The following is a 12,505-nucleotide window of genomic DNA, read 5'->3' on the forward strand; positions in this document are numbered from 1 at the left end:
CTCCTTCCCCCTCTGGGGGAAGGCTGGGATGGGGGTTGCGTCGAAGCGGGCGCACGGCTTGGGAAGCCGCGGGCCCTCACCCCCGCCCTCTCCCGGAGGGAGAGGGAGCAAGAAAGGGCGGCGAATTACATGACCGCGCCCACTTGCCACGGCACGAACTCGTTCTGCCCGTACCCATGCTTCTCGCTCTTCGACGGCTCGCCCGAGGCGGTCGCCAGCACCATCTCGAAGATGCGCTGCCCCATCTCCTGGATCGACACCGTGCCCTCGACGATCTCGCCGCAGTTGATGTCCATGTCCTCTTCCTGGCGCTTCCACAGCGCCGAGTTGGTCGCGAGCTTGAGCGAAGGCGAAGGCGCGCAGCCGTAGGCCGAGCCGCGGCCGGTGGTGAAGCAGATCAGGTTGGCACCGCCCGCGACCTGGCCCGTGGCGCTCACCGGGTCGTAGCCTGGCGTGTCCATGTAGACGAAGCCGTGCGCCGTCACCGGCTCGGCGTACTCGTACACCGCCTCGAGGTTGCTGGTGCCGCCCTTGGCCACCGCGCCCAGCGACTTCTCGAGGATGGTCGTGAGCCCGCCCGCCTTGTTGCCCGGCGAGGGGTTGTTGTTCATCTCGCCCTGGTTGATCTCGGTGTAGTGCTCCCACCACTTGATGCGCTGCACCAGCTTCTCGCCGACCTCGCGCTTGACCGCGCGGCGCGTCAGCAGGTGCTCGGCGCCGTAGACCTCGGGCGTCTCGCTGAGGATGGCCGTGCCGCCATGCGCCACCAGCAAATCGACCGCCGCGCCCAGCGCCGGGTTGGCGCTGATGCCCGAGTAGCCGTCGGAGCCGCCGCACTGCAGGCCGATCGTGATGTGCGAGGCGCTGCAGGGTTCGCGCTTGACCGCGTTGGCGCGCGGCAGCATCTCCTGGATGAGCGCAACGCCTTTCTCCACCGTCTTGCGCGTGCCGCCGGTGTCCTGGATGTTGAAGGTGCGGAAGTTCTCGCCCTCGGCCAGGTGGCCGGTGTCGAGCCAGGCCTTGATCTGGTTGGCCTCGCAGCCCAGCCCGACCACCAGCACCGCGGCGAAGTTGGGGTGCGTGGCGTAGCCGGTCAGCGTGCGCTCGAGGATCTGCATGCCCATGCCCTGGGTGTCCATGCCGCAGCCGGTGCCGTGGGTGAGGGCGACGATGCCGTCGACGTTCGGGTAGTCGGCCAGGGCCTGCGGGTTGGTCTTGCGCGAGAAGTGGTCGGCGATGGCGCGCGCGGCGGTGGCCGAGCAGTTCACGCTGGTCAGCACGCCGATGTAGTTGCGCGTGGCCACGCGGCCGTCGGCGCGCTTGATGCCCATGAAGGTCGCTTCGCGCCGCGCGGGTGCGGGCTTGACGTCGGCGCCGTAGGCGTAGTCGCGCGCGAAGTCGCCCTTGTCCGGGCCCATGTCGAGGTTGTGCGTGTGCACGTGCTCGCCCGCGGCGATGGGCTTGCTGGCGAAGCCGATGATCTGGTTGTAGCGGCGCACCGGCGCGCCGGCCTCGATGGCGTGGGCCGCCACCTTGTGGCCGGCCGGCACCAGGCCGCGCACGGTGAAGTTCTCCACCGTCGTGCCGCCCACCAGCTGGCTGCGGGCGATCACCACGTCATCGGATGGGTGGAGGCGAATGAAAGGGGTCATCGAGGGCTCGTAGTTTTGAGAGAGAGAAGGACAAGAAGGAACTCATTGCATGAGCTTGGGCAGCCACAACACGGTGGCCGGCCAGTAGGTGATCAGCGCCAGGCTCAGCAGCAGCGGCACCAGCCAGGGCAGGATCGCCATCGTCGTGCGCTCGATGCTCAGGTTGGCGATGCGCGCCAGCACGAACAGCACCATGCCCATGGGCGGGTGCAGCACGCCGATCATCAGGTTCAGCACCATCACCACGCCGAAGTGCACCGGGTCGATGCCCAGCTGGGTCGAGATCGGCAGCAGGATGGGCACCAGGATCGTGATGGCGGCGGTGGTCTCGAGGAAGCAGCCGACGAACAGCATCAGCAGGTTCGCGAGCAGCAGGAACAGCCAGGGCTCCTTGGTGAAATTGAGCACCCAGGTCGCGATGTCCGCGGTCACGCCGGTGGCCGTCAGCATCCAGCCGAAGATCGAGGCCGCGGCCACGATGAACAGCACCGTCGCGGTGGACTCCACCGTGTCGAGGCACACGCGCACGAACATCTTCCACTTGAGCGTGCGGTACCAGAAGAAGCCCAGCACCATCGCCCAGACGCAGGCCGCGATCGCGCCCTCGGTGGCGGTGAACAGGCCGGTCGCCATGCCGCCGATCAGCAGCACCGGCGTCATGATGGGCAGCACGGCCTCGAACTTGAACACCTTGTCGGCCACGAACAGGATCACCAGCGCGACCAGCACCGCCGGCTGCGCGGGCACCCCGAGCGTGTCGACCGCGAACCACAGCGCCATGGGCCAGACGCAGACCACCAGCAGTTCGACCAGCGCCTTGATCACGCGCGGCCAGACCAGCTTGACGTCGGCGCCCCAGCCGTTCTTGTGCGCGTAGTAGGCGACCGTGAGCATCATCAGGATGGTCATGATCGCGCCGGGCATCAGCCCCGCGATGAACAGCGCGCCCACCGAGACGTTGGCCATCATCCCGTAGATCACGAAGGGCAGGCTGGGCGGAATGATCGGGCCCAGCGTGGCCGAGGCCGCGGTCACGCCGACCGCGAACTCGGTCGAGTAGCCGTGTTCCTTCATTGCCTTGATCTCGATCGTGCCCAGGCCGGCCGCATCGGCGATGGCCGTGCCGCTCATGCCCGAGAAGATCACCGAGCCCAGGATGTTGACGTGGCCCAGCCCGCCGCGCATCCATCCCACCAGCGCGAGCGCGAAGTTGTAGATGCGGTTGGTGATGCCTGCGTTGTTCATCAGGTTGCCGGCCAGGATGAAGAAGGGCACGGCCAGCAGCGGGAAGCTGTCGATGCCGCTCACCATGCGGTGGATCACGACGAAGGGCGGCAGGTTGCCCGACCAGTAGATGTAGACCAGCGAGGCGCCGGCCATGGCCACGGCGACCGGCAGGCCGGCGCTCATGAAGAGGAGGAAGGCGATCTTGAGCATGGCGTCTTCCCCTCAGCGGTCCTGGATCGTGGACTCGGGGCGCTCGAGCACGCAGTAGCCGCGCTGCCAGTGCACCCAGCTCACCTGCAGCGAGCGCGCCAGCATCGCGACGAAGCCCAGCAGGCAGACGCCGTAAACGATGTTCATCGGCAGGTCGACGATGGTCATGGCGGCGTTGTTGCCGATCTTGATCATCATCTGCACCGTCATCACCACCGCGGCCACGAAGAACAGCGTGCGCAGCACGTCGACCGCGATGCCCAGCGCCTTGCCCATGCGCGTCGGCATGTGGCGGTAGAAGAAGTCGACCTGGATGTGGTTGTTCTTCGCCACCCCGATCGAGGCGCCGATGAACACCACGCCGATCAGCAGGTAGCGTGCGATCTCCTCCGTCCAGGCGGCCGAATCGTTGAGCACGTAGCGCGTGACGAACTGGTAGAGCACCGTCAGCCCCAGTGCCCAGAAGATCCCCAGCGCGGCCCAGGCCTCGACCGTCGTGCCCGACAGGTCGACCGCCTCGTCGGTCACATGAAACTCCCCGTCATCCCCCAGCAATTTCTCGCTCATCGCATCTCCATCGTGTTGTGGTTCTGGTTTTTTCTCGACAGCCTCAAGGGGGATGCAGGACGCTTGGCGAGCGCCGCAAGCCTGCGTTGAGAAGCGCAGACGTACTCCTGTACGTCGAGCATCGCAAACGCAGGATCGCGGCGCGCAGCAGCGTCCTGCACCCCAGTCAACGGATAGCGAGGATGCGGTCGTAGTCTTGTTGGCGGTAGCCATGATCCGTCGGCTTGGTGTTCTTCAGCACCGCGTCGCGGAAGGCGTTCTTGTCGACCGTGATGATGTTGTTGCCGCGCTTCTTGAACTCCTCGACCAGGCGGGCCTCCGCCGCGATGATCTCGCGGCCGGTCTTCTCGGCCGCCTCCTGCGTGACCTCGGTGAACACCTTCTTGTCGTCGGCGCTGAGCTTGCCCCAGAGCTGACCCGAGACCACGGTCAGCAGCGAGTCGACGATGTGGCCGGTCAGCGAGATGTTCTTCTGCACCTCGAAGAACTTCTTGGCCTCGATGGTGGGCAGCGGGTTCTCCTGCGCGTCGACGGTGCCGCTCTGCAGCGCGAGGTACACCTCGGCGAAGGCGATCGGCGTGGCGTTGGCGCCCAGCGCCTTGGGGAAGGCCAGGTAGGCCGGCGCGTCGGGCACGCGGATCTTCAGGCCCTTCATGTCCTCGGGCTTGGCCACCGGCCGCGCCGCGCTCGAGGTCACGTGGCGCGCGCCGTAGTAGTTGAGCGCGGTGATGTGGTTGCCGGTCTTGTCGTCGTAGCCCTTGGCCAGTTCCTTGAAGACGTCGCTCTTGGCGTACTTCAGCTGGTGCTCGGCGTCGCGGAAGATGAAGGGGAAGTAGGAGATCGCCAGCGGCGTGTAGCTGCGGCCGGCGAAGCTGGCGCCGGTCAGCACCATGTCGACCGTGCCCAGCGTCAGGCCCTGGTTGATGTCGGCCTCCTTGCCCAGGCTGGAGGCCGGGAACACCTGGATGTCGTAGCGGCCGTTGGTGCGCTTCTTGATCTCCTCCGCGGCCCAGACCGAGTACTTGTGGAAGGGCTCCGAAGTCTCGTACACATGGGCCCACTTGAGCTTGGTCTGCGCGCCCGCGGTGCCGGCCACCCCGAAGGTGGCGACGGCCAGGGCGCCCAGCGCCACGGCCTTGAGGACCCAACGCTTGCGCTTGTCGTTCGTGCGATTCATGTGGCTTGTCTCCGTTGTTGTGTGATGGGGAACGAGAAACCTTGCTGGCGCATCGATCAGGCAGCCTTCTTCGCGCGGCGCCAGCTCGCGCTGAATCTCTGGTGGGACTTGTCCATGTGCTCGTGCATGGCCGTGCGCGCCGCATCGGCATCGCGCGCGGCGATGGCGTCGCGGATCTGCTCGTGCTCCGCGATGGCCGAACGCCACGAGGGCAGGGTCTCGAAGTAGCCGCCCAGGCGCGTGAAGATCGGGCCGTTGCGCGAATCCCAGAAGCCTTCGACCGTCTCCTGCAGCACCGTGTTGCCGCAGGCGCCGACGATGGCGAGGTGGAAGGCGCGGTCGCCTTCCAGCGGCATCACGTTGCGGCCGGCCAGTTCCTGCATCAGCACGATGGCGCGCGTCATGGCGTCCACGTCCTTGCGCCGTCCCTGCAGCGCGGCCAGCGCGGCGGTCTCGCCCTCGACCACGCGGCGCGCGCGGATCAGCTCCAGCGGGCCCCATTCGGCCGTGGCCACGGGGTTCGCCTTGCGCTGGGAACGGTCCTGCACGTAGACGCCCGAGCCGGTGCGCACCTCGACCCAGCCCTCGACCTCGAGCGCGATCAGCGCCTCGCGCACCGAAGGCCGGCTCACGCCCAGCTGGCGCGCCAGGTCGCGCTCGGCCGGCAGGCGGGCGCCGGTGGCGAATTCGCCGTCGCCGATCAGCGTGCGCAGCTGGTCGGCGATCTGGCGGTAGAGGCGCTGGGGCTCGATGGACTGCAGGGGCACGGGAAGAAAAGAAGGAAAAGGGGAGTTAAGGGTTGTCCAGAATTGGACAAGTGGTCAGGCCAATTCAGAATACGGGCGCCGCCGGGTGCTCGCCATCGGGCGAAACCCTGAAAACCCACCCCCATCCCCCCTCACCAGGACATCGCATGAGACTCCAGGGAAAGACTGCCCTCATCACGGCCGCAGGCCAGGGCATCGGCCGCGCCACCGCGCTCGCCATGGCCGCCGAAGGCGCCCAGGTCTGGGCCACCGACGTCAACGCGGCCCTGCTCGAGCACTACGCCGGTACGCCCAACGTGCAGACCGCGGTGCTCGACGTGCTCGACAAGGCCGCCATCCACGCGCTGGTGGCGCGCATGCCGGCCGTCGACGTGCTGTTCAACTGCGCCGGCGTGGTGCACAACGGCACCATCCTCGACGCGAGCGACGACGACCTCGACTTCGCCTTCCGCCTCAATGTGCGGGCCCAGTTCTGGGCCATCCAGGCCGTGCTGCCGCGCATGCTGGCCGCGGGCGGCGGCAGCATCATCAACATGGCCAGCGTGTGCTCCAGCATCAAGGGCCTGCCCAACCGCAACGTCTACGGCACCACCAAGGCCGCGGTGCTGGGCCTGACCAAGAGCGTGGCGGCCGACTACGTGCTGCAGGGCGTGCGCTGCAACGCGGTGTGCCCGGGCACGGTCGACACGCCCTCGCTGGGCGAACGCATCAACGCCAACGCCGATCCGGTCGAGGCGCGCAAGGCCTTCATCGCGCGCCAGCCCATGGGCCGGCTCGCGCAGGCGCACGAGATCGCGCCGGTCGTGGTGTTCCTGGCCAGCGACGAAGCCATCTTCGCCACCGGCCAGGCCTTCTCGGTCGACGGCGGCATCACGATCTGAGGCGCGCCGGCAGCGGCCGGCCCCACTGAATACACTTCTCACCACCTTTGAAAGGAATCTCTGAATGAAACTCGTGCGTTACGGCAACCCCGGCAAGGAAAAGCCAGGCCTCATCGATGACAACGGACAACTGCGTGACCTGAGCGCCGTGGTCAAGGACCTGGGTCCGGAACAGCTGGGCGATGCCGCGCTGGCCAAGCTGCGCAAGCTCAAGACCGACAAGCTGCCGCTGGTCAAGGGCAAGCCCCGCCTGGGCAGCCCGGTGGCCAACGTCGGCAAGTTCATCGCCATCGGCCTGAACTATGCGGACCACGCCGCGGAATCGAACCTGCCGATTCCCAAGGAACCGATCGTGTTCATGAAGGCCACGAGCTGCATCCAGGGCCCGAACGACCCGGTGATGCTGCCCAAGGGCTCGGTCAAGTCCGACTGGGAAGTCGAACTCGGCGTGGTCATCGGCACGCGCGCACGCTACGTCTCGCAGAAGGACGCGCTCAACTTCGTGGCCGGCTACTGCACCATCAACGACATCAGCGAACGCGAGTACCAGATCGAACGCGGCGGCACCTGGGACAAGGGCAAGGGTTGCGACACCTTCGGCCCGATCGGCCCCTGGCTGGTGACGCGCGACGACGTGCCCAACCCGCAGAAGCTCGCCATGTGGCTCGACCTCAACGGCAAGCGCGTGCAGACCGGCAGCACCAAGACCATGATCTTCTCGGTGGCCAAGCTGGTGAGCTACGTCAGCCAGTTCATGACGCTGCTGCCCGGCGACGTCATCACCACCGGCACGCCTCCCGGCGTGGGCCTGGGCATGAAGCCGCCGCTCTACCTCAAGAAGGGCGACGTCATGACCCTGGGCATCGAAGGCCTGGGCGACCAGCGCCAGGAAGTGATCCCCTTCAAGCTCTGAAGGCGGTGAGGGCGGGCGCGCCATGCGCCCGCCAGGTGTCGTTCGACGCGTTCAGCGCAGCACGCGCACCAGTTCGTCGAACACCAGCCGCACGCGCGCCGGCACCGGCGCGCGCTGCGGTCGATAGACATTGATCGGCCAGGGCACCGGCGCCTCCGCCTCCAGTACCTCCACCAGTTCACCCGAGGCCAGCCACGGTTCGGCCAGCGGCGCGATCAGCTGGCCGAAGCCCAGGCCGGCCAGCACAGCCGCGCATTCGGCATCGATGTTGTCGCTCACGAAGGCCGGCGCCGACACGGTGAACAGCCGCTTGCGGCTGAAGGCCCAGGGCCAGGGCCGGCCCGAACTGCGATCGATGAGTGCCGTCACCGGCAGCGCCGACAGCGCCTCGATGTCGCGCGGCGTACCGACGCGCGCGATCAGCGCCGGCGCGGCCACCACGCGCAGCGCCATCTTGCCCACGGTCCGCGAGACGAAGCGGGCATCGCGCAGCGGCCCCACGCGCACGCCGATGTCGATCTGCTGGTCGACCACGTCGGCATGCTGCTCCGACAACCGCAGGTCGAGCACCAGCCCGGGGTGTGCCGCCAGCAGCGGGGCCAGCGCCTGCGGAATGAAGCGCGCATACATGTGCGGCGCCGTGACCCGCACCGTGCCCGTGTGCTGCGACAGCGCGCGCCGGTCGATGCGGTGGAAGAGCTCGTCGACGCCGCCCACCGCCACGCGCGCGCGTTCGGCGAGCTGGCGGCCGAAGTCGCTGAGCTGCACCCCGCGCGTGCTGCGGTGGAACAGCGGCTCGCCCAGTTCGTCCTCCAGTTCGCGCACCGCGCGTGTCACCACCTGCGGCGAGACCGACAGGCGCACCGCGGCCTCGCGGAAGTTCGCGGCGTCGGCGGCGGTGCAGAACACGCGCAGGGCTTCGAGGCGGTTGGACATGGGCGTTCCTTTTTGGGGAATTCTGAAGGCGTGATGTCTTCATTTACGGGAATGCCTGGATTTTCCACACTGCATGCACTTCTTCATCCATGCAAGCAAAGGAATTCCCATGACATCCGTTCAAGACAACATCCGCGGCAAAGTCGCCATCGTCACCGGCGCGAGCAGCGGCATCGGCGAATCGATGGCCCGCCACCTGGCGGCCCGCGGCGCCAAGGTGGTGCTGGCGGCGCGCCGCACCGACCGGCTCGACAAGGTGGTGGCCGAGATCCGCGAGGCCGGCGGCGAGGCCATCGCGGTGGCCACCGATGTGGCCCAGCGTACCGACCTCGAAAAGCTCGCCGCTGCCACGGTGGAAGCCTTCGGCCGCATCGACGTGCTGGTGAACAACGCGGGCGTGATGCCGCTGTCGCCCATCGAGCGCCTCAAGGTCGACGAGTGGGACCGCACCATCGACGTCAACATCAAGGGCGTGCTCTACGGCATCGCCGCCGTGCTGCCGCGCATGCAGGCGCAGGGCAGCGGCCACATCCTGAACGTGGCGTCGATCGCCGGCTTCAAGGTCTTCACGCCCATCGGCACGGTGTACAGCGCGACCAAGCATGCGGTGCGCGCGATCTCCGAGGGCCTGCGCGTCGAGATGGGCCACAGCGGCGTGCGCGTGACCGTGGTATCGCCCGGCGCGGTCGAGTCCGAACTGAAGTTCGGCAGCACCGACGCCGACGCCGCCGCGGGCGTGAAAGCCTTCTACGAGGCCAACCAGATCCCGGCCGACGCGGTGGCGCGCGCCGTGGTCTATGCGGTGGAGCAGCCGGCCGACGTGGACATCAACGAGGTGGTGGTGCGGCCGGTGTCGCAGGACTTCTGACCGGCCGCGACGCTCAGAACTGCATCTGCGCCGAGAAGGCCACGCTGCGCGGCGCGCCCACGTAGTAGCTGTTGAGCCAGTAGCTCTTGTTGGCGAGGTTGGCCACGTTCAGGCGCAAGGTGAGCGGCTTGCCGGAAACCCGAGTGGCGTAGCGCAGGCCGACGTCGGCGGTGGTCACGGCCGGCAGGCGGTCGGTGTTGGCGCCGTCGGCCCATTGCCGCCCGGTGTAGTAGACGCCGCCGGTCAGGCTCAGGCCGGGCACGGGCAGTTCGTACTCGGCGTACGCCTTGGCCAGCAGCTTCGCCACGTTCACCGGCGCCTTGCCGTCGAGCTCGGAGCCCTTGACCTTGGCGTCCAGCGCCGTGATGCCGCCCACCACGGTCCAGCGGGCGCCGAGCCTGCCCGAGGCGTTGAGCTCGAGGCCCCGGTGGTTCTGCCGGCCGCTCTGCGTGTAGACGTTGTTCGCGTCGGTGAATTCGTAGGCCTTCTCGATGTCGAACAGCGCGGCGGTCAGCAGCATCTCGCCCACCGTGGCCTTGACGCCGATCTCCTTCTGCTTGCTCACCATCGGCGCCAGGATGGCGCGTGCGTTGGCGGCGGTGTCGGGGGCCATGCCGCCCTGCTCCAGGCCTTCGATGTAGCTGGCGTAGCTGCTGAGCCAGGGCAGGGGCTTGTACATCAGCGAGACCGAGGGCGAGTCGCGGCGTTGGTCGTAGTCGGGTTGCGTGCGCGCGCCGCTGGCGTCGAGCGTCTCCGAGCGGATCGTGCTGCGGTTGAGGCCCGCGAGCAGCGACCATTGCTCGCTGAACTGGATCTGGTCGCCGACGAGGAGGTTGCCGTTGCGCACGCGGCCCGCGTCGTAGGTGCCGAGCAGGTTGGGCGGGAAGTCGGGCCGCGGCACGTAGGTGGGCGCGCTGAAGGGGTAGGGCCCTTGCCAGCCGGTGTTGGGGCTGTAGTCCGTGCTCCACGACCGGTCGCTGTACATGGTGTAGCCCACGGTCAGCTTGTGCGCGAGGGGGCCGGTGTCGAAGCTGATGTCGGCCAGTGCGGAGCCGGCCTCGAAGGTGTCGCGGGTGCGGCCCGAGTGGATGCGGATCTGGCGGAAGCCGTCGGGCGAGGCCACGCTGTTCATCGTGTGGTCCTGCAGCGGGCGGTCGATGTTGTCGCGCATGTAGGCGCCGCGCAGCGTGATCTGCTCGTTGAGCCGGTAGGTCGCCTTGGCCATCAGCTTGGTGTTCTCGAATTCGTCCTGCACCCAGGGCTGGCCCCAGTTCTTCCTGGCGTCGGGCGCGCGGCCGTGCGGCACGTCGCTGAAGAACCAGTAGGCCGAGGCGCCGGTGGTGCGGTAGTTGTTGGCGCTGGCATTGAACTCCAGCAGCAGGCTGTCGCTGACCTGCCAGTCGACCGCGGCGCTGACGAGTTCGCGCCGGATCTTCTGGTCGTCGACGGCGGTGCCGCCTTCCTGCCTGACCACGTTCAGCCGGTAGCCGGCGCGGCCGGCCTCGTCGATGCGGCCGCCGAAGTCGCCGTGGACGTAGCCCTGGCTGCCGCCGTAGTTGCCCACCGTCACGCTGTGGAGCCGCTCGAGGGTCGGCCGCTTGTAGACGTAGTTGATCATGCCGCCCGGCGATGCCGCGCCGTAGAGAAAGCCCGAGAGGCCGTTGAGCACCTCGACGCGCTCCTTGTCCTCGAGCACGGCGGCATGGTTGTAGATGCGGCGCAGGCCGTCCTCGGCGATGTTGGAGCCGTCGAAGCCGCGGATGCTGACCATCGGCGTCCAACTCGTGACCTGCGGCGTGATGGTGCGTGTGGACGGATTGAGCTTGTAGACGTCGTCGGGCGACTGCGCCTGGATGTTCTGCAGCAACTCGCGCGGCACCACGCTGACCGAGAAGGGCGTGTCCTGCAGGCGCATGCTGCCCAGCGCGCCGACCGAGGACACGGTGCTGGCGCGGTAGCCGGCGGCGGCCGTGCCCTCCTGTTGCATTGCGGCCGTCGAATCGGCCTCGAGCGCGGCCGTGACCAGCACCGTCGGCAGCGTGCGCTCGCCCGAGGTCGGGGCGGTGGCGCGGATCACCACCGCGTTGCCGTCCACGCTCGCGCTCAGGCCGCTGTCGGCCAGCAGGCGGTTCAGTGCCTGCCGGGCCGTCAGGGTGCCCGCGACTGCGGGCGCGCGCTTGCCCGCGACCAGGTCCGAGTGGACCATCAGCTGCAGCCGGGCCTGGCGCGCGAGTTCGTTCAGGGCCGTGCCCAGGGCCTGGGCCGGCAGCGAGATGCTGAAGGTGGCGTCGGCCTGCTGGGGCGGGGCCGGCTGGGCCCGCACGGTCGGCGCGCTCCAGGCGGCGATGGCAAGGGCCGCCGCGAGGGCGGGCGTGGCGGGGCGAAAACGCGGGCGTGGCATGAAGCGGATCTCCGGGAGCAGGAAGTGGTGGAAGAAGAACTCCCCATGAAGACGCACCACGCGCGGGACAGTGGAGGTCCCGGTCGAAAAAATCCTGCGTTTTTTTTGTCGCCCGTTCCGTGCCCTCAGCGCGGCGCGATCTCGGTCGTGCCGTCGTGGGCCTGCAGCTGCACCGGCAGCACCTGCGGCAGCGCCCGGGTGAAGGCGCCCAGCTGGCGCAGGTCGAAGCTGCCGTTGATGCGCATTGCGGCCACGGCCGGGTCGCGCAGCCGGAGCCGGGTCGGGCCATAGCGTTCGAATTCGGCGACGGCTTGCGCCAGTGGCGTGTTCTCGAAGTTCACCCGGCCCTCGCGCCAGAGCATCGCGTTGGCGGGCGCGGCGTCGGCCGGCGGGCGCAGCGTGCCGTCGGTGCCGGCGGCAATGGCCTCGCCCGGGCCCAGCAGCACCGGCTGGCCGGCCGCAGTGGGGTCGATGGGCGCGACGCGCACGCGGCCTTCCTGCACCGTCACCCGCACGTCGTCGGCACCCAGGCCCGCGCCGGTGTTGCGCACCGAGAAGCGCGTGCCGACCACGGTGACGCGCACCGGTCCGGCCAGCACGTCGAAAGGCTTGCCCGCATCGTGCTGCACAGTGAACAGCGCCTGGCCCTGGGGCAGCCGGACCTCGCGCCGCTGGCGGTAGAGCGTGACCTCGGCGCGGGTGGCGGTGTCGAGCACCAGCCGGCTGCCGTCGGGCAGCTGCACCTCCATCTGCTGGCCGCGCGCGGTGGCGAAGTGCTGGCTGTAGACCGGCTGCGCCTGCCAGTGCGACCAGCCCATCCAGCCCGCGACCATGGCGCAGGCCAGGCCGGCCATCGCAGCCAGCGGCACCCAGCGGGGGCGGGCGGCCTGCGGGCGTCCGGCCGCG

Annotated in this window: 11 protein-coding genes; 3 read left to right on the top strand and 8 right to left on the bottom strand. The window is 68.6% G+C overall.

Annotation, left to right across the window (positions count from 1 at the left end; genetic code table 11):
- Positions 1 to 125 precede the first annotated feature (125 nt).
- The 5 genes from A9977_RS03455 to A9977_RS03475 all read right to left on the bottom strand — a co-directional run bounded on the left by A9977_RS03455 (position 126) and on the right by A9977_RS03475 (position 5,600).
- On the bottom strand, positions 126 to 1,652 hold the full coding sequence (locus A9977_RS03455; protein ID WP_183023485.1) for a UxaA family hydrolase: 1,527 nt from the start codon (positions 1,650 to 1,652) through the stop codon (positions 126 to 128).
- A gap of 42 nt (positions 1,653 to 1,694) precedes the next feature.
- On the bottom strand, positions 1,695 to 3,089 hold the full coding sequence (locus tag A9977_RS03460) for a TRAP transporter large permease (RefSeq protein ID WP_183023486.1): 1,395 nt from the start codon (positions 3,087 to 3,089) through the stop codon (positions 1,695 to 1,697).
- 12 nt (positions 3,090 to 3,101) lie between these two features.
- The gene (locus A9977_RS03465) at positions 3,102 to 3,656 is read right to left on the bottom strand and encodes a TRAP transporter small permease (RefSeq protein WP_183023487.1); all 555 of its coding nucleotides are present in this window, start codon (positions 3,654 to 3,656) and stop codon (positions 3,102 to 3,104) included.
- A gap of 166 nt (positions 3,657 to 3,822) precedes the next feature.
- The gene (locus A9977_RS03470; protein WP_183023488.1) at positions 3,823 to 4,833 is read right to left on the bottom strand and encodes a sialic acid TRAP transporter substrate-binding protein SiaP; all 1,011 of its coding nucleotides are present in this window, start codon (positions 4,831 to 4,833) and stop codon (positions 3,823 to 3,825) included.
- A gap of 56 nt (positions 4,834 to 4,889) precedes the next feature.
- On the bottom strand, positions 4,890 to 5,600 hold the full coding sequence (locus A9977_RS03475) for a FadR/GntR family transcriptional regulator (protein ID WP_183023489.1): 711 nt from the start codon (positions 5,598 to 5,600) through the stop codon (positions 4,890 to 4,892).
- A gap of 146 nt (positions 5,601 to 5,746) precedes the next feature.
- Between A9977_RS03475 and A9977_RS03480 the strand changes: the two genes are divergently transcribed.
- Positions 5,747 to 6,481, top strand: coding sequence for an SDR family oxidoreductase (locus A9977_RS03480; RefSeq protein WP_183023490.1), 735 nt, complete (start codon positions 5,747 to 5,749; stop codon positions 6,479 to 6,481).
- A gap of 64 nt (positions 6,482 to 6,545) precedes the next feature.
- Positions 6,546 to 7,394: a fumarylacetoacetate hydrolase family protein gene (locus A9977_RS03485; RefSeq protein ID WP_183023491.1), complete on the top strand. Its 849-nt coding sequence runs from the start codon at positions 6,546 to 6,548 to the stop codon at positions 7,392 to 7,394.
- Between the two features lie 51 nt (positions 7,395 to 7,445).
- Here the strand turns inward: A9977_RS03485 and A9977_RS03490 are convergent, their stop codons facing one another.
- On the bottom strand, positions 7,446 to 8,330 hold the full coding sequence (locus tag A9977_RS03490; RefSeq protein ID WP_183023492.1) for a LysR family transcriptional regulator: 885 nt from the start codon (positions 8,328 to 8,330) through the stop codon (positions 7,446 to 7,448).
- 109 nt (positions 8,331 to 8,439) lie between these two features.
- On the opposite strand from A9977_RS03490, the gene A9977_RS03495 reads away from it, so the two are divergent.
- Positions 8,440 to 9,198, top strand: coding sequence for an SDR family oxidoreductase (locus tag A9977_RS03495; protein ID WP_183023493.1), 759 nt, complete (start codon positions 8,440 to 8,442; stop codon positions 9,196 to 9,198).
- A 13-nt stretch (positions 9,199 to 9,211) separates the two neighbouring features.
- Here the strand turns inward: A9977_RS03495 and A9977_RS03500 are convergent, their stop codons facing one another.
- Complete coding sequence (locus A9977_RS03500) at positions 9,212 to 11,599, bottom strand: TonB-dependent receptor (protein ID WP_183023494.1); 2,388 nt, start codon at positions 11,597 to 11,599, stop codon at positions 9,212 to 9,214.
- Between the two features lie 125 nt (positions 11,600 to 11,724).
- Positions 11,725 to 12,505: FecR domain-containing protein (locus A9977_RS03505; protein WP_310936082.1), on the bottom strand; the 781-nt coding region annotated here is incomplete at its 5' end.

Source organism: Variovorax sp. UMC13, from assembly GCF_014170375.1.
Classification (GTDB): domain Bacteria; phylum Pseudomonadota; class Gammaproteobacteria; order Burkholderiales; family Burkholderiaceae_C; genus Variovorax.